At 47.0% G+C, this 17,140-nt stretch carries 19 protein-coding genes; 12 read left to right on the top strand and 7 right to left on the bottom strand.

Annotated elements, in window-relative coordinates; translation table 11 throughout:
* Window positions 1-26: 26 nt before the first annotated feature.
* From JEU20_RS03350 to JEU20_RS03295, 12 genes are all read left to right on the top strand, one after another.
* Window positions 27-455 carry a hypothetical protein gene (locus tag JEU20_RS03350; RefSeq protein ID WP_198243663.1) on the top strand — a complete coding sequence of 143 codons (429 nt, stop codon included), beginning with the start codon at window positions 27-29 and terminating at the stop codon, window positions 453-455.
* Window positions 448-1,467 (top strand): flagellar motor switch protein FliG, encoded by a 1,020-nt coding sequence (fliG, locus tag JEU20_RS03345; protein ID WP_198243662.1) that lies wholly within the window; start codon window positions 448-450, stop codon window positions 1,465-1,467. Before JEU20_RS03350 ends, fliG begins: the two co-directional genes overlap by 8 nt.
* On the top strand, window positions 1,454-2,182 hold the full coding sequence (fliH, locus tag JEU20_RS03340; RefSeq protein WP_198243661.1) for a flagellar assembly protein FliH: 729 nt from the start codon (window positions 1,454-1,456) through the stop codon (window positions 2,180-2,182). Before fliG ends, fliH begins: the two co-directional genes overlap by 14 nt.
* On the top strand, window positions 2,179-3,525 hold the full coding sequence (gene fliI, locus JEU20_RS03335) for a flagellar protein export ATPase FliI (protein ID WP_198243660.1): 1,347 nt from the start codon (window positions 2,179-2,181) through the stop codon (window positions 3,523-3,525). Before fliH ends, fliI begins: the two co-directional genes overlap by 4 nt.
* A gap of 18 nt (window positions 3,526-3,543) precedes the next feature.
* Complete coding sequence (fliJ, locus tag JEU20_RS03330; RefSeq protein WP_198243659.1) at window positions 3,544-3,993, top strand: flagellar export protein FliJ; 450 nt, start codon at window positions 3,544-3,546, stop codon at window positions 3,991-3,993.
* Between the two features lie 119 nt (window positions 3,994-4,112).
* Complete coding sequence (locus JEU20_RS03325; RefSeq protein ID WP_198243658.1) at window positions 4,113-5,486, top strand: flagellar hook-length control protein FliK; 1,374 nt, start codon at window positions 4,113-4,115, stop codon at window positions 5,484-5,486.
* 208 nt (window positions 5,487-5,694) lie between these two features.
* Window positions 5,695-6,114: a 30S ribosomal protein S6 gene (rpsF, locus tag JEU20_RS03320; protein ID WP_198243657.1), complete on the top strand. Its 420-nt coding sequence runs from the start codon at window positions 5,695-5,697 to the stop codon at window positions 6,112-6,114.
* Between the two features lie 33 nt (window positions 6,115-6,147).
* Window positions 6,148-6,375, top strand: a complete 228-nt coding sequence (gene rpsR, locus JEU20_RS03315; protein WP_198243656.1) for a 30S ribosomal protein S18 — start codon at window positions 6,148-6,150, stop codon at window positions 6,373-6,375.
* A 19-nt stretch (window positions 6,376-6,394) separates the two neighbouring features.
* Window positions 6,395-7,306: a YybS family protein gene (locus tag JEU20_RS03310; RefSeq protein ID WP_198243655.1), complete on the top strand. Its 912-nt coding sequence runs from the start codon at window positions 6,395-6,397 to the stop codon at window positions 7,304-7,306.
* 44 nt (window positions 7,307-7,350) lie between these two features.
* The gene (gene rplI / locus JEU20_RS03305) at window positions 7,351-7,797 is read left to right on the top strand and encodes a 50S ribosomal protein L9 (RefSeq protein WP_198243654.1); all 447 of its coding nucleotides are present in this window, start codon (window positions 7,351-7,353) and stop codon (window positions 7,795-7,797) included.
* Between the two features lie 445 nt (window positions 7,798-8,242).
* Complete coding sequence (locus JEU20_RS03300) at window positions 8,243-10,303, top strand: TonB-dependent receptor (RefSeq protein ID WP_198243653.1); 2,061 nt, start codon at window positions 8,243-8,245, stop codon at window positions 10,301-10,303.
* Window positions 10,304-10,575: 272 nt separating this feature from the next.
* Window positions 10,576-10,713 (top strand): hypothetical protein, encoded by a 138-nt coding sequence (locus JEU20_RS03295; protein ID WP_198243652.1) that lies wholly within the window; start codon window positions 10,576-10,578, stop codon window positions 10,711-10,713.
* Between the two features lie 10 nt (window positions 10,714-10,723).
* On the opposite strand, the gene JEU20_RS03290 is transcribed toward JEU20_RS03295, so the two are convergent.
* From JEU20_RS03290 to JEU20_RS03260, 7 genes are all read right to left on the bottom strand, one after another.
* Window positions 10,724-11,350 (bottom strand): bifunctional 4-hydroxy-2-oxoglutarate aldolase/2-dehydro-3-deoxy-phosphogluconate aldolase, encoded by a 627-nt coding sequence (locus JEU20_RS03290; protein ID WP_198243651.1) that lies wholly within the window; start codon window positions 11,348-11,350, stop codon window positions 10,724-10,726.
* Window positions 11,351-11,389: 39 nt separating this feature from the next.
* Window positions 11,390-13,210, bottom strand: coding sequence for a phosphogluconate dehydratase (gene edd, locus JEU20_RS03285; RefSeq protein ID WP_198243650.1), 1,821 nt, complete (start codon window positions 13,208-13,210; stop codon window positions 11,390-11,392).
* A 57-nt stretch (window positions 13,211-13,267) separates the two neighbouring features.
* Window positions 13,268-13,978 carry a 6-phosphogluconolactonase gene (pgl, locus tag JEU20_RS03280; RefSeq protein WP_198243649.1) on the bottom strand — a complete coding sequence of 237 codons (711 nt, stop codon included), beginning with the start codon at window positions 13,976-13,978 and terminating at the stop codon, window positions 13,268-13,270.
* 10 nt (window positions 13,979-13,988) lie between these two features.
* Window positions 13,989-15,458 carry a glucose-6-phosphate dehydrogenase gene (gene zwf / locus JEU20_RS03275; RefSeq protein WP_198243648.1) on the bottom strand — a complete coding sequence of 490 codons (1,470 nt, stop codon included), beginning with the start codon at window positions 15,456-15,458 and terminating at the stop codon, window positions 13,989-13,991.
* 76 nt (window positions 15,459-15,534) lie between these two features.
* Window positions 15,535-16,437: a carbohydrate kinase family protein gene (locus JEU20_RS03270; RefSeq protein ID WP_198243647.1), complete on the bottom strand. Its 903-nt coding sequence runs from the start codon at window positions 16,435-16,437 to the stop codon at window positions 15,535-15,537.
* Between the two features lie 42 nt (window positions 16,438-16,479).
* Window positions 16,480-16,767: a HigA family addiction module antitoxin gene (locus JEU20_RS03265; RefSeq protein ID WP_198243646.1), complete on the bottom strand. Its 288-nt coding sequence runs from the start codon at window positions 16,765-16,767 to the stop codon at window positions 16,480-16,482.
* 9 nt (window positions 16,768-16,776) lie between these two features.
* On the bottom strand, window positions 16,777-17,055 hold the full coding sequence (locus JEU20_RS03260; RefSeq protein ID WP_198243645.1) for a type II toxin-antitoxin system RelE/ParE family toxin: 279 nt from the start codon (window positions 17,053-17,055) through the stop codon (window positions 16,777-16,779).
* Between the last annotated feature and the right edge of the window lie 85 nt (window positions 17,056-17,140).

Here is a 17,140-nt window from a genome sequence, read left to right as displayed (position 1 = left end):
CAGGTATGTTGACATAGGGGGATACATTGGATGATTTGGCGCCACTGCCTGAATTGGCGATTTGGGAGCAGCCCTGGTTTGCCGATGCGCTTAAACAATTAGCCGCCGTTGCAGTTGTCTTGTTCCTGGTTTTAGGGGTGTTGCGCCCGGTGATGCGTGGATTGATTGCGCGGCATGAAGATGATGTGCTGGCGGCGGAATTAGCGCGTGTGCGTGAGGAAGCCGAAGCGATAGGCGGCGTGGTCAAATTCGATGAAAACGGTAAGCCGGTCGCGGTGCCTGTAGAGGCTATTCAAGATGAACAATTGGCAATGGCCGCCGGCGCTGAAGACCTGTTGCTGTTGGAAGCGCCGCAAAGTTATGAAAAACGGCTGGAATATGTACAGAAGTTGATAGACGAAGATCCGCAGCTGGTAGCGCAAGTCTTGAAGGGGTGGGTGAAAGAAGATGGCTGAGGAGCAAAGCACCGAGTTGGAATTGACCAAGCCTGAGCAGGCGGCGCTGTTGCTGTTGGCCGTAGGCCAGGATAGAGCGGCCAGTGTATTGAAGAATATGGGACCAAAGGAGGTTCAAAACATCGGCTCGACGATGGCGAGACTGGAAGGGATTCGTCCGGAAATGGTCGATGCCGTGCTTGAACGATTCATTACCGAAATCAAGGATGAAACCGGTTTAGGCTTGGATTCGGATGAATATATCCGCAATATGTTGACCAATGCCTTAGGCGCAGATAAAGCCGGCAGTATTATCGACCGCATTCTGCTGGGCGCGAACAGTAAAGGGATTGAACAGCTTAAATGGATGGATTCACGCTCGATTGCCGACTTGATACGCTTGGAGCATCCGCAGATTATTGCCATTATTTTGTCTTTGCTTGATGCCGACCAAGCGGCTGAAGTATTAGCTTTACTGCCGGAAAATATGCGTTCGGATATTTTGATGCGGATTGCAACGCTTGAAGGGGTGCAGCCGGCCGCCTTGAAAGAACTGGATGAAATGATGGAAAAACAATTGACCGGTAGTGATAGCGTCAAATCGTCTTCTGTTGGCGGGATTGATGCGGCGGCAAATATATTGAATTTTGTCGAAGGCTCTATCAGTGAGGAATTGATGGAGTCAATCAACGAAAGTGACCCTGAACTTGGACAACAAATCCAGGACAAAATGTTTGTCTTTGAAGATTTGGCGGCCGTTGATGATCGAGGTATTCAAACTTTGCTGCGTGAGGTATCAACCGATCAGCTCTTATTGGCATTACGTGGCGTCGATGATGAGTTAAAAGAAAAAATATTTAGCAATATGTCTAAGCGAGCGGCAGAAATGTTACGCGATGACCTAGAAGCTGCACCACCAACCCGTTTGAGTGAAGTCGAGGCGGCGCAAAAAGATATTTTGGCCATTGCTAAGAAACTGGCCGATGCCGGGGAGATCACACTAGGTGCTGGCGGAGGTGATGAGCTTGTCTAATCGCGTTCGTTTTCCTGACGATGAAATCAAAAATGTCGATACCTGGCGTGATCTGGAAAATTTTTCGGCAAAGGTATCGGAGCAGGAAAAAGCGCCGGTATTGACGGTTGAAGAAATCGAAAACATGCAGCAGCAGGCTTACAAGGAAGCTTTTGAACAAGGTCGACAAGAAGGTTTCAAGCAAGGTCATGAACAAGGCTTCAAACAAGGGCAGGAAGAGGGTTTCAAACAAGGCTATGAAGAAGGCCAAAAACAAGGGTATGAAGAAAAATCCAAGGTGCTCAAGCAACAAATATCGGATTTTAATCGGTTGATGGAGTCTTTGAATGAACCTTTTAAGCAGTTGGATGAACGGGTCGAAAAAGCCTTGCTTGACTTGGTAATTGGTATTGCAACCCAGTTGATTCGGCGGGAAATTAAAACCGATAGCGGTCAAATTGTGGCCGTTGTCAAAGAAGCGATAAAAGCCTTGCCAGTGGCAAACCAGAATTTGGTCCTGAAATTACATCCCGAGGATGCAGCCTTGGTCATTGATGCCTTGAAACTGGATACAGAATCAGCCCAATGGCGCATAGAAGAAGATCCGTTGTTGACACGCGGTGGCTGTATTGTAGAAAGCGGCGCTTCGCATGTAGACGCCAGTGTTGAAAACAGACTGGCGGCTATTGTGGCTAAAATGTTGGGTGGCCAGCGGCAGGACGATAAAGTGCCATGATTCCGGCGGCCGATCGTAGCGAAGTCTGGCTGGAGCGACTCGAGCCTTATGCCGAACGCTTAAAGGAAGCGCCGGAATTGATTGTCGAAGGGCGATTGTGTCGTATGGTCGGCTTGACCTTGGAGGCTGAGGGGTGTCGTGCACCGATTGGGTCACTGTGTCTGGTCGAAGCAAAAGATGGCAGTCGGATTGGGGCGGAAGTGGTTGGCTTTGCCGGTGAGCGATTGTTTTTGATGCCAACAGGTTCTACGCATGGTTTGGAGCCAGGCTGTCGAGTGATTCCGTTAGGCACCAACAGTTTAGCAAAAGTGGGTTTTGGTCTGTTAGGTCGGGTGTTGAATGGTGCAGGACAGCCTCTCGATGCTAAGGGCCCTTTGTTGGTCGATGATCAAGTCCCGCTATCCGGTAAGCCGATCAATCCATTAAGTCGAAAACCCATTCGTGAATTATTGGATGTCGGTGTGCGCCCCATCAATGCTCTGTTCAGCGTCGGGCGTGGGCAAAGAATGGGCTTGTTTGCAGGAACCGGAGTGGGTAAAAGTATTTTATTAGGCATGATGACGCGTTTTACCTCGGCTGATGTGGTCGTGGTGGGACTGATCGGTGAGCGGGGTCGGGAAGTCAACGAGTTTGTGCTTAAAATATTGGGTGAAGAAGGTTTGCATCGAGCTGTTGTTGTCGCATCGCCAGCCGATGACTCACCCTTGATGCGGGTTCATGGGGCATTGCTGGCGACCAGTATTGCAGAATATTTCCGCGATCAGGGGCTGGATGTTTTATTGCTGATGGACTCTTTGACTCGCTATGCTCAAGCGTATCGGGAAATTGCATTGGCCATTGATGAACCGCCCGCGACAAAAGGCTATCCACCGTCGGTTTTCGCAAAGTTACCACAATTGGTTGAGCGTGCTGGCAATGCAGACGAAGAGGGCGGGTCAATTACGGCATTCTATACGGTTTTGGCAGAAGGTGATGACACCAATGATCCGATAGCCGATGCGGCGCGCGGTGTGCTTGATGGGCACATTGTATTGTCACGTGAATTGGCCGAATCTGGACATTATCCAGCAATCGATATTGAAGCCTCGATTAGTCGAGTCATGGCCGATATTGTCGAACCGGATCATCAGCAAAAAGCCCGGAAATTAAAACAACTCTATTCCATTTATCAGCAAAATAAAGATTTGATTAGTGTTGGAGCTTATCAACCGGGATCAGATCCAAGAATTGATTATGCCATTGCTAAAAACAATGAAATTCTGGCATTTTTGCAACAAGATATGAATGAAGCCGTAGACATCAGCCGAAGCTTGACAGAGTTGAGTCAGCTGATCGATGAGTAGGATTCAGGATAAGACATAATGAAAAAAACACAGCGACTCAGAGTGGTTATTGAGCTTTACCAACGCCAGGAAAAACAGGCTTTGGAAAAGCTTGGTGTTTGCCAGCAACACTATAACAATGCGGTGGTGAAGCTGGAGAGTCTTAAGCAATACCGACGTGACTATGAACAGCGTGATTTATCACAAGGCGGCCAAAACCTTTCCAGCCAGCAATTTGCTGAGTATCGTATTTTTTTGGCCAAACTTGATCAAGCTATTAACGACCAAAAAAACATCATACAGCAAAAAAAACAGGCGGTGATGCAACAGCAGCAGCAGTGGCAGCGGCAACACCAAAAAACCGAAAGCCTGAAAAAGCTGGATGAAAAAGCCTTAGCGGAGGTTTTGAAGTACGCTGAAAAAATTGAACAAAACGAGCAAGATAATCGTTCTGCCCGATGTGGCAATAAATCCAGCACCTCATACTGATGGCACATTTTCATCCCTGTCATCAATGACGAGGTGCTGGATAAATCTGGCACAGGAACTGCTTAGTAAAAGGGTAGATAAACTACGCCTGAAACAGGCCATTGTGTTGGAGAAACCTTATGAATATAGAAGCCACTGATATTCTTTCCTTGTTTCCCGGTTTTGATAGCCTGGAAAATCTGCAGCAAACGCTGGCGGCAGATGGCACGTTACCGTCGTCATTTTCTGAAGCTTTAATGGCAGAGCTCCAACGATTGCAGGATGCTGTTTCGACAAATAAAGATTTTTTGCCGGATTCAGGCGTAAGCGAAGCTGGTTTTTTTGCAAATACAGGCAATTTTTTGCCGTCTGATGGCAATATCAATCTTGAGCAAACGCTGACAGCCTTGTCGGATATTATGGGGCGACTAGAGGCCATTCAGCAGTCTGAGCCTTTGGCCAATCAGGTACAAAATACAGATGGCAATGCGATAAATCCTGAACAGTTACCGACAGTTGAAGGGCAGCAAGTTGCTGATGAATTACAGGCTACAGGACAATTACAGCCTTCCTCTTATCTCAATAACCCCATTCAAACCGTACAAACTACAGTCGCCGAGTTGCAGCAAACGCTTGAAAACGATCCATTCCAAAAGGCATTGGCATCTTCAGCGGCTAAAACGGAACTGACACAAATGCAAGATGCGGTGCAGTCGTTATTGCAGCAGCAAAATTCCAGGCAACAGACTGTCTTGATGGATACAGCGACTGCACCGGCGCGGGATGAGGATATAAAACTGCAAGTCGCTGACGATTTGACACGATCAGAGCAGTTAGTGCTAGACAAGAATCAAGCGCTGTTTTCAGATGAAATAAAACAAAATGCCAGTCTGAATGCCAATCCAAGTGAAACCATGATTGATGAACTCAGTGTGGAGCAAAAGATAAAAAATAGACAGAAAGGAATAGATAATAAGGCGGTACTCTCAAGTTTGGCACATTTACAGCGTGCCGTGGTTCCGACTCAGGATACGCGAAACAGTCTGCCTGTCGTGCAAACTGCAATCACTCATCCCCAATGGGGGCAAGAATTTGCCGAAAAAATTGTCTGGTTGCACCAAAAAGCGATTCCGTCCGCAGAAATCAATCTGAACCCGCGTCATTTAGGGCCTGTCAGTATTCATATTGATGTCGATAAGGATCAGACTAGTGTTTCCTTTCAGGCACATAATCCATTAGTCCGGGAATCTATCGAGGCAGCATTGCCTCGGCTGAGAGAAATGTTGGCCGCTCAACAATTAAATTTGGTTGATGTGAATGTATCCCAACAGCAATCAGAGCAAAAACAGTCCTCTCACGGATTCGAACAGCAAACCGGTCAGGACGACAACAAGAATGCTGCAGATTCGAATTCGCCACATGAGGCTGTAGCAGATTCGGCCGCCGCCGTCATGGATGAAATTGAAGCAGGCCGGGCGATGGTCAGTCAAGGTATGCTGAGTTTGTTTGCTTGAATTTGCCTCTTTTGCAATGCAGGATGCGTTCTTAATTTCTCACCAAAAGCAGCCTGTCACCATAGTCAGTCATTAAATTATTGTGATGTAGTGTCTAATGACAGTATAATGGCCGGTTTTATGGGATATTGGCTGTAACGCTGATATTCTATCCTTGCTTCACCGTTGTCTTTCAACAGCGGGAGGCCAAACCCCGAAAGGAGAAAATATGCGACATTATGAAATTGTCTTTTTAGTCCATCCTGACCAAAGTGCTCAGGTGCCTGCTATGGTCGAGCGTTATAAAACGACTATTACCGAAGCCGGTGGGAAAATACATCGCCTGGAAGACTGGGGACGTCGTCAGTTGGCGTATCCCATCAAAAAAATTCACAAAGCACATTATGTGTTGATGAATATTGAATGTGATCAAGCTACACTTGACGAGCTGGAAAGTGGTTTTCGTTTTAACGATGCTGTACTGCGCAGTCTGACGATTGCTCAAAAAGAAGCGATCACAGAGCCATCTGCAATTGTTAAAGCTGAAAACAAAGCTCAGGCAGCCAAGGCCGAAGATACAGCTGTCGTCGAGGAAAAAGCGGCGCCAGCGGCTGAAGAATCATCTGAACCTGCGCCTGCTGCAGAATAACCCACCCTAATATACTGGACTTAGAGAAAAATTATGGCACGTAATATGAGACGTAAAAGAACCTGCCGTTTCGGCAGTGAAGATGCCCCTGTTATCGACTACAAAGATTTAGATTTGTTAAGCGAATATATCACTGAAACCGGAAAGATCGTCCCGAGCCGGATTACCGGAACCAGTGCGAAATATCAACGCCAATTAGCGACAGCAATTAAACGCGCACGCTATATTGCGTTATTGCCTTTTTGCGACGCCCATAAATAAGCGTTAATACGGAAAAGACATGAGATTTCTTGCCAGTTATATTATGCAAGGGCGCATTCAAGCCATGGTTGTGGCTTCGACGCTGGCATTTATCTCGTTGTTTATTCCGCCGGTTAGTGTTGTAAGTTCAGCCACGGTTGCATTAGTTACGTTAAGGCGTGGCGCGATTGATGGATTGACGATTTTAATCATTTCCTGTCTGGCAACTGCTGTTTTGGGCTATATCAAGTTTGGCAATTTTCAGTTTGTACTGATGTATGGGCTGATTCTTTGGTTGCCAGTCTGGTTGATCTCAATCGTGTTGCGTGAAGGCAGGCATTTGGCGGTTGCGGTAGAGATTGCCGTTGCATTGGGTATGTTGGGTGTGCTTGGGTTCTATTTGATTTATCCTGAGCCTGTTCAGTTGTGGCATTCGGTGTTGACGCATTTATTGCAACCGATGCTTGACAGTGGCGCAGACATTCCATTAGAGCAAGTACAAAACCAGATTAAGGTTTTATCGCATATTATGACAGGTGCGATTGCGGCCGGTATGGTGTATAGCATGTTGTTCGGCCTTTTTCTGGGGCGTTGGTGGCAAGCGTTACTCTATAATCCAGGTGGTTTTAGAACAGAGTTTTTGTCATTGAGAACACATAAGCCATTGGCAATAGCGACAATTGTTATTTTACTGATGGCGGTATTGTTATCCGGTACAGTCGCCGAAATATGCTGGAATCTGGTGGTATTGTTGTTTGTGCTGTATACCATTACAGGCACAGCAGCAATACATGAGGCTTTTGCCAGAATGAAACAGGCACGTTTTTTAGTGCCATTTTTATACGTCACCTTGTTTTTGGTTCCTCAAGTCGCTATTGCAGTGGCGTTATTTGGGGTGGGTGATACCTGGCTGGACTTACGCAATAAAATTTCAAATCAAGGGAATCGATAAGATTCTTGTTTTCGACAGTGTCGATAAAAATGAGGTATTGAACGATGGAAGTTATTCTTCTGGAAAAGATAGCAAACCTGGGCGATCTGGGTGATAAAGTTACAGTTAAAGCAGGTTATGCTAGAAATTACCTGATTCCGCAAGGAAAAGCTGTTGCAGCAACGGCTGAAAAAATCAAGGAGTTTGAAGCACGTCGTGCCGAGCTTGAAAAAGCGGCGGCTGAAAAATTGGCGGCAGCTCAAAAACGTGCGGATGCGATTAGTCAACTGACAATCGTCTTAGCGCATAAGGCGGGTGAAGAGGGTAAGCTGTTCGGTTCTATCGGTACGCATGATATTGCCGAAGCGATCACAGCGGCTGGCTCGCTCGTTGAAAAAAGCGAAGTCCGTATGCCAGAGGGTGTTATTCGTCATGTGGGCGAATACGAAATCGATATTAACTTGCATACCGATGTTATCGTCAAAGTGCCTGTTAAAGTAGAAGCTGAATGATACGTTAACGCCAAGCTTTAGCAATGCTCTGTAGAATGGGTTAAGCGACAGCAAAATCTGTTAAAACGGGCTGAAGGTATAACAAAAAACCGCTTTCCTTTTGTGTGCAAATAGCGCATGACAGGGAGCGGTTTTTTTGTGTTTATCCAGCACCTCGTCCTGAAGGACAAGGTTTTCTTTAAGAAAATAGTGCACATTTTCATCCCCCCTCCATCAATGACAAGGTGCTGGATTTATAAGGTTTGTGTTTTATGGCAGTCAGGGAGTGGCTAGAAAAATGAAAAATAGGTCATATCACACAGTAAAAATGTGTTAAATAACATAGTTTAATTAAATTTTAACTGGTTATTTTTACAACCTTATGATTTTAAAACAAAAAATAAGTAGGCATAAAAAGTGCATTATTAATGGTTTATTAATCTGTTTTTGAGGGGAAACACATTCTATGAAACTTAAATTTGCCATTGCTAGCTTGCTGGCTGTTCCAGCTATGTCTTATGCAGAAGAGCAACAATTGCCTACGATTGTAGTGGAAGGGGTTTATGAGCGGCCGGGGACATTCTCAACGGCGCCAGACTCATCGGTATTGAAAGACACGGCATCCTTGTTGGAGCGGGTTCCCGGAGCAGCGGTCAACCGTAATGGGCCTTTGACGGGGATTGCTTCATATCGTGGTATGTATGGTCCACGAATCAATATAAATGTAGGCGGTGCGAACTTTAAGGAAGTTGGTCCGAATAGCATGGATCCACCATTGAGTCATGTGCCCGCGCCTTTAGTAAAGTCATTAAAAGTACATAGAGGGATTGCTCCCGTCAGTAGTGGAATAGACACAATAGGTGGAGCAATGAAAGTTGAATATCAGAAAGGTCGCTTTGCTGAAGATGATAATATTGAATTTAGCGGGTTGGCTTCAATGGGTTACAGTTCTGTTCAGGAGGGAAAGGTGGGCGTCCTGATGGGGGCCGTGGCCAATAAAAACCATAAGGTTTATTTGAGTGGTATCGAAGAAAAAGGGCATGATTACAAAATAGACGGCGACCTACGGCAAAAACCAACGCAATATGACAGGAACAGTTTTTCGACTGGCTATGCTTATCGTCGAGAGGGTCATGAAGCAGAAATCAACTATAACAATATTGATACTGGGGCATCAGGAACACCAGCATTGCCGATGGATGTTGTTTATGTTAGGGGTGGTTTGTATGATGCGCGTTATAGCTGGGATTTAGGCGATGGTTATAATTTGAAGGCAGGGTTGTATTATCAAAAAATGCGTCATTGGATGGATAATTATACCTTGCGGACTGGTTCCATGCTTATGGCTAATCGGACGACTGTTGAAGCGGGTGGGTTGGATATTGCCTTTACCATGCCCTTTATGTCGGGTGATTTGACGCTCGGTATCAATGGAGACCAGTCCAATCATGACGCGGATGTCTCGGGCAGTATGTTGAATGGGATGATGGCGTTTCAAACCACTGGTTTTTCCAATGTGGAACGTGACAGATATAGCTTCTTCGCCGAATGGGATGGAGAAGTGGCGCGGGACCTTAGTTTGGAGTTGGGTGCCAGATTTACTCATACCTGGTCAAGTTCTGGACAGGTTTCAACAAATAATATGATGGGAGGTTTGTTGGTAAATCGTTTGGCATTGGCAAATGCATTCAATGTGGCTGACCGCAATAAAGAATTTACAGATGTTGATTTGGTGTCTGTATTACGTTATGCCATGAGCGAAAATTTGGACGTAGAAATTGGTTTCGCACGTAAGAACCGCGCACCTAGTTATCAAGAGCTGTATAACTGGTCAGTTTCTTCGGCTACGGGAGGCTTGGCGGATGGTAATGTTTATGTTGGAAACCTGAATCTGGATCATGAAACGGCTTATCAGTTTGAGTTAGGAGTGGATTGGCATACTGAGAGAGCCTATTTCTCGCCGCGGGTTTTTTATCATTATGTCGATGATTATATCCAAGGTCTTCCTTCAACAGAGGTTAATATTGCTGCCGATGCTTTAGCTATTGATGCTAATGTGCTTAAATTTAGTAATATTGATGCTCAGTTTTTTGGTGTTGACTTGGATGCGGGTTATAGTCTTGATGATAATTGGCGTATTGACGCTGGTTTGAATTATGTTCGGGGGCAGCGGGTCAATGCGCCGACGGGTGATGATGATTTATATCGTATTTCGCCATTGAATGGGCGTACCCAGTTAACTTATCAGAATGCTGGCTGGATGAGTTCTGTTGAAGGGGTTTTTGTCGCTAGGCAAGGTGATGTAGCTGCTTACAATAATGAATTGAAAACAGCCGGTTATATGTTGATGAATGTGCGGGCTAGTTATGAGCCAGTGAAAGGTTTGGTGATTGGAACAGGAGTTGAAAACATTACGGATAAACGTTATCAAAACCATTTAGGGGGTTATACATTGTTCAATCGCGCCAACGGCCGGGTATTCTCTCCAGGTCGCAATGTTTATGCCACTTTAAGCTATAGCTGGTAAGTAGTTGGACTCCAAATGGCGCAGCAAATTGTTGCGCCATTTGTTGAATTAGCCTGAATATTTCATCAGCCCTCGAAAAATATCCCGAACTGTAGACAGAATTTAACAAAAGCGATAGTGTGGATAACCTGTAGGTTGAAGAAGGCATTTAAGCTATTATTTCTATTTTTCAGTCACATCTCTCCCTTGTTCTCCCACTATTTATAACGTACCGGGAACAGCACTTTTTCAGTGTTAATTCGGGCAAAGGCGTTGGCTGATGGTTTGGAATAATGATTGATAAGGATAATGGTTTGAAAAGAGCAGTCAAATATGGCGAGTATTACGAATACGACGGCTCCGATTTTAAACCGTTTCAAGCGGATGCGGATCAAAAGTACAATGGGTTTGTTGGAAAACAAACCCATTGAATCGGAATAGTTAGCGGGAGATCATCGCGGCTTGTGTGGCGCGTCGGCGGATTTCATCCCAGTTTTCGGCATCGACCAGGTCGGCTGGTGCCATCCAAGAACCACCGACGCAAGCGACATTTTTTAACGCCAGGTATTGTTTGGCGTTTTCCGGATTGACACCGCCTGTCGGGCAGAAGGTGATTTGCGGTAACGGACCGCCGATGGATTTTAGCATCGGTACGCCACCTGCCGCTTCCGCCGGGAAAAACTTCATTGCGGTCAAGCCTTTCTCCATTAGCTTCATGGCTTCGCTAGGGGTCGCGACGCCGGGCAAAATCGGCACGCCGGTGTTGATAGCATGGTTGATGAGGCTATTAGTGACGCCAGGGCTGACTAAAAATTCAGAGCCGGCGTCAATGGCCTGGTTTAACGTATCGATATTGATAATCGTTCCTGCGCCAACGATGGCATCGGTGACTTCCGACTTGATTTGGCGAATGGCATCTAGTGCAACAGGTGTGCGTAGAGTGATCTCCAACACCTTCAGGCCGCCTTCAACCAGGGCGTGCGCTAAAGGAACGGCATGTTCCAGTTTATTGATAACCATGACCGGAATAACCGGCGAAGTGTTCATGATGTCTTGGATCGTTGGCATAGTTTTTTTTCCGTTAAATGTTTAATAAATGTAGGTGGCTTAATCGACTGGGAACAAATTGGATGCGCCGGTTTCGGCGGTTGATGCGCCTAGTCTGAAATGGCCGAACATTTCCCGCCCCATGCCATAATGGTGATTATTGGCGCGATTCGGTATCGGTGTGCGCGCATTGAATTCATCCTCGTCAACCAGGACATTAATATCGCCGGTTTGAAGATTCAGGGCAATGATATCACCCTCTAAAACTTTTGCCAGCGGGCCACCCATTTCGCATTCAGGACACAGGTGAATAACCGAAGGAACCTTGCCTGATGCACCGGACATGCGGCCATCGGTCACCAATGCGACGTTAAAGCCTTTGTCTTGCAGAACGCCCAGTGGCGGGGTCAGTTTGTGCAGCTCCGGCATGCCATTGGCGCGCGGCCCTTGAAAGCGGATGACAGCGACAAAGTCTTTTTCCAGTTCACCGCGTTTGAAGGCGGCCAAAAAATCTTCCTGGTCGTCAAAGACGACGGCTGGGGCTTCAATGATCTGATGTTCCTCTGCGACGGCGGATACCTTGGAAACGCCGCGTCCCAAATTGCCGGTCATGACATGCAGACCGCCCATCGGTGCAAAAGGTTTTTCCACGCTGCTTAATACATCCGGGTTACGCGATTGTTCAGGGCACGGTTTCCAGGTTAGTTTTACGCCGGTTAACACCGGTTCTTTGGTATAACTGTCCATGCCTTTTTCGTCGGCGACGGTGAGAATGTCTTTATGTAGTAGCCCGTGTTTTAACAATTCGGCGATGAGTACACCCATGCCGCCTGCCTGGTGGAAATGATTCACATCAGCGGCGCCGTTTGGATAGATTTTGGTCAATTGAGGAATAACTTTGGATAAGCGGTCAAAATCATCCCAGTTCAACGTAATACCGGACGCGCGGCCAATGGCGATCAGGTGCATGGTATGGTTAGTCGAGCCTCCTGTGGCGAGTAGGCCGATGATGGCGTTGACCAGTGCTTTTTCGTCAACCATACGCGCAATGGGGCGGTAATCGTCTCCCATTGCAGTAAATTTCAACACCTGACGGGCGGCTTGACGGGTGAGTTCGTCGCGTAACGGCGTGTAAGGGTTGACGAAAGAGCTGCCGGGAAGATGCAGGCCCATGATTTCCATCATCATTTGGTTGCTGTTAGCGGTGCCGTAGAAGGTGCATGTGCCAGCGGAATGATAAGACGCGGCTTCTTTTTCGAGGAGCTCCTTGCGGCTGATTTTGCCAACGGCATAGGCCTGACGGGCGCGGGCTTTTTCTTTATTGCTAATACCTGAAGGCATGGGGCCGGCAGGGACGAATACGGCGGGTAAATGGCCAAAGCTCAGTGCGCCAATCAGCAAACCGGGCACGATTTTGTCACAGACACCTAAATATAAAGCACCATCGAATGTGTTATGGCTCATGCCGATAGCGGTTGCCATGGCAATCAAATCGCGACTGAACAAGGACAGTTCCATGCCGGGTTGCCCCTGAGTAACGCCATCACACATGGCGGGAACACCGGCGGCAAACTGGGCGACGCCACCGGCTTCACGAATAGCTTCTTTGATGATGTCGGGCGCGTCTTTATAGGGTTGATGCGCCGAAAGCATATCATTATAAGAAGAAACGATAGCGATATTGGGTTTAGGTGTTTCGGCCAGGTCCTGTTTTTCTGCGATGGGGCAAGCTGCAAAGGCATGAGCTAGGTTGGCGCATTGCATATGTGAGCGAACCGGCGCTTTTTCAGCCTGTGCGTCAATGTATTTCAGGTAAGCATTACGTTCCTTATGACTTCGTTCAATGATGTCCTGTGTGACTTGTTCTATGGTTGGGTGCATGTTTTTTCTCCAGTTGCTGTCTATGGCAATACGCAAAAAGTTGGGGTGTCGCTTGATTTAAGGTGCCCAGTACAGCTCAACCGGGACAGTGGATTGACGCAAAATAGCGCGGATCGGCATATCTTCCACAGGGCCCGGTTTTAAAGCCTGTTTGAAAACGGCCAGCTTTTCTTCGCCCGTTAATAAAATAATCAGCCGTTTGGATTGTAACAGACCGTGTAATGACAAGCTCAAGCGTTCGGTGTTGTCGCCGGTGACTTCACTTTGTTGCGCCATAATGGCGGCGGTCAGTTGAGTGTAATCCGGCGATAAGGCTCGATCCAGGCCTTCGGCGTGGGGGAACAATGAAGCGGTGTGGCCGTCGCTGCCCATGCCGAGAATCGTTACGGTAAAGGGTTTAGGCAGTTGACGATAATGCTGTTCTGTTTCAGGTTGACCTTCGATAGCGGTTGTGGCCGCAGTTTTCATCGGCGTGAAAGGGGCTTGAGCGGCACGGTTAATCAATAATGTTTTTTTGATCAGGGCTTCGTTACTGGCGGGGTGATCACTATCGACCCAGCGTTCATCGACTAAAGCGATATGGATATTTTTCCAGTCCAGATCGGCTTCAGACAGGATTTGGTATAACGGTGCCGGTGTACTGCCACCAGAAACCAGTAGACTGGCCGATTGCTGTTGGGTTAAAGCGTTATCGAGATGGCGTTGACACGCCAGTGCCAGGCTGGAGAACAGTTCATCGCGGGTTTTAAAGAGAAATTGTGTAACCATTGTATTTACCTCATGCTTCCCAGGCGCGGCCGTCACGCGCCAATAAGCTGTCTGATGTGATAGGACCCCAAGTGCCGGCCGGATATTGGGTTGGATGAAGTGATTGTGTTTTCCAGGCGGTTTGAATCGAATCGACCCAGGCCCAGGCTTGTTCGATTTCTTCCCGGCTGAGGAATAATGTCGGGTTACCGCGCAGGGCTTCAAGAATTAGTTTTTCATAACCACCAAACAGGCGGTTTTGTTTAAAGGCCTCGGAAAAACTTAGATCCAGTTTGGTTTTCTGTAACTTGATATCGCCATCGATGCCCGGTACTTTGTTAAGGATTTCAATGTCGATACCTTCGTTAGGTTGTAAATGAATAATCAGCTTGTTAGCGGGTAGGTTTTTATAGCTGTCTTTAAAAATATTATGTGGCAGTTGTTTGAAATTGATAACAATTTCGGTGCGTTTGTAATTCATCCGTTTGCCGGTGCGTAAATAGACCGGGACGCCTGCCCAACGCCAGTTATCAATGTCGACCCTGAGTGCGACAAAGGTTTCAGTGTCACTGTCCGGGTTGGCGCCTTCTTCTTCAAGGTAACCTGGTACCGGTGTGGCTTGTTGAAACCCTGCAGCGTATTGACCGCGAACAGTGACCTGTTCAACATTATGAGGTGTAATGGGGCGCAGGGCTTTTAATACTTTGATTTTCTCGCTGCGAATGCTAGAGGCTTCCAAGTTTACCGGGGGCTCCATGGTTACAAAGGTTAGAATCTGCAATAAATGGTTTTGCAGCATGTCACGTAACTGTCCGGTATGGTCGAAATAGTCCCAGCGGCCCTCAATTCCCACAGCTTCAGCAACAGTAATCTGAATATGGTCAATACTGTTATGATCCCAGTTAGTGGTGAAAATGGAATTGGCAAAGCGTAACGCTAGCAGATTAAGCACGGTCTCCTTGCCTAGATAATGGTCGATTCGAAAGATTTGTTCTTCATGAAAAACTTCGGAGACCGCGTCATTGATTTCGATACAGGATTTCAAGTCATGGCCAATCGGTTTTTCCATGACGATACGCGCTTCATCATTTAAAACACCGGCCTGTTGCAAGCCATGGCAAATAGATTTGAACAGTACCGGTGAAACCGCCAGATAATTTATCAGGACATGAGTTTCGGGCGAGAGCAGGGGTTTCAGCTTGCCATAATCCTGCATTTGCGTCAGGTCCATTTGCAGGTAGTTCAGGCGTTGTTGAAATTTTTCCCACAAAGCGGGCTCAATGTCGTCATTCAAGAATTTTTTTAGGCTGTCATGGGCGATGGCGATAAAGTCGTCGCGGGTTTTGTCATACCGGTCGACAGCGATAATGGTGCTATCGTTTTCGAGCAGGCCGGCTTTTTCCAGCCGAAATAGGGAGATAATCAATTTACGGGTAGCAAGGTCGCCCAGGCCGCCATAAATAACCAGGTCACACGGTTTATAGGTTGTGTTCGATACCATATTTAGTCAAATTCGTGGCCATAAAAAACAGGCCATTATATAGGTCGGTATCCTTCGTCACAAGTTGGTCACGGTGCTACAAACGGTGCTTGTTCAGAAATTGAGTCAGTTCATTATGGTCAGGAAGGCCGGTTCTGGCACCGATTTTTGTACAGCATAATGCGCCGGTTGCACTGGCATAGTGTAAGGCATCGTCCAGACTCATACTCTCGGCGATGGCGGCACTGAATGCACCATGAAAGGCATCGCCGGCCCCTGTTGTGTCGATGGCTGTAATGTTGAATGCCCGAAGCTGGCCCTGTTGTGTCGCTGTTTTCCAGATCAAGCCTTTTTCGCCCAAGGTAATCACGACGACCGGTGCTTTTTCAGCCAATAGCGACAGGGCTGTTTCGGGCGTATCGGCAAATTGACGGGCAAATTTTTCTGAGCAGACCAGATAGTCAACCTTGTCCATTAAGGCCAGAGTGCCTTTGTGAACAGAGCCTGCATCCAGCACCATCGGAATCTGTTGCAGCGTGCAGTATTTTGCCAATTCAACTGAAATGTCAGGTTCGTGTCCGTCAAACAAAACGGTTTTAAAATTAAGCGCAGTAAAGTCCAGGCTATGCTGGGGCAGGGAGCGGGTTTTACCTTTGTAATTCACCAGGGCGCGTGTGCCGTCAGGTTTGACTAGAATGACAGAAACGGGGGTGGGCTGGTGGCCGCGGATTAACAGTGTGGTGTTAATATTCTCCTGTTGAAATTCAGACAGGTGACGGTCACCATATAAATCAGTTCCCAAAAAGCCTGCAAAGGCGGCATTGAAGCCTAAGCGAGAGACCGCGACGGCGCCATTGGCTGCAGGGCCGCCACCACAGGCGTGATGCTGCTTGGCAAAAATTTTTTCATCGGCTGCCGGGTGGTGATCAACTTGAAAAATTAAATCATAGCAGGCGTGGCCAACGCATAAAACATCGATGTCGATTGGATTTGTGTTCATAGGTGCAGATTAGCACACTCATGCAGTGAATTGTTATACGCTTTATACTGTAGACAGCTGCTGAACATGAAGTTTTTTACGGTGCTGCTCTGCTTGCCATAAGTCATATTGTGTTTGTTGGTTTAACCAGCTCTCAGATGATGTATTGAATGCAATGGATAAGCGCACAGCCATTTCTGGGCTGATACCAGATTTACCATTAAGAATCGCCGATAAGGTCTTGCGACTGACGCCTAGAGCCTTTGCAGCATCGGTAACAGTTAGGCCAAGAGGCTCAATACAAAGTTCTTTTAATACTTCGCCTGGGTGTGGCGGATTATGCATTAACATGGTGTAACCTCAGTGATAGTCCTCATAATCAACAACTTCGGCATGGCTCCCATTAAAACGAAATGTAATGCGCCATCTGCCGCTAACTCTCACGGACCAGTATTGAGAACGTTTGCCTGAGAGCTGATGTAGATACAGGCCCGGTAAGTTCATGTCGTCAGGTGATATGGCAGCATTCAGGCGGCCGAGAATGAGTCGAATCCGTTTAGAATGCTTGGCTTGAATGCCGGATTTTCTCCCTGTTTTGAAAAATAACTCCAGCCCCTTGTGCTTAAAGCTCTGTATCATATGTCAATTGTAACCTATATCGTTACGGGTTACAATCATTTGCGCCTATAACTGGCAATATTGGGCTGGACAGTATGAAAGCAGG

The sequence above is a fragment of the methane-oxidizing endosymbiont of Gigantopelta aegis genome, from assembly GCF_016097405.1.
Classification (GTDB): domain Bacteria; phylum Pseudomonadota; class Gammaproteobacteria; order Methylococcales; family Methylomonadaceae; genus Methylomarinum.
Note: the sequence above shows the minus strand (reverse complement) of the source record. Positions and strands in the feature narration are given on the sequence as shown.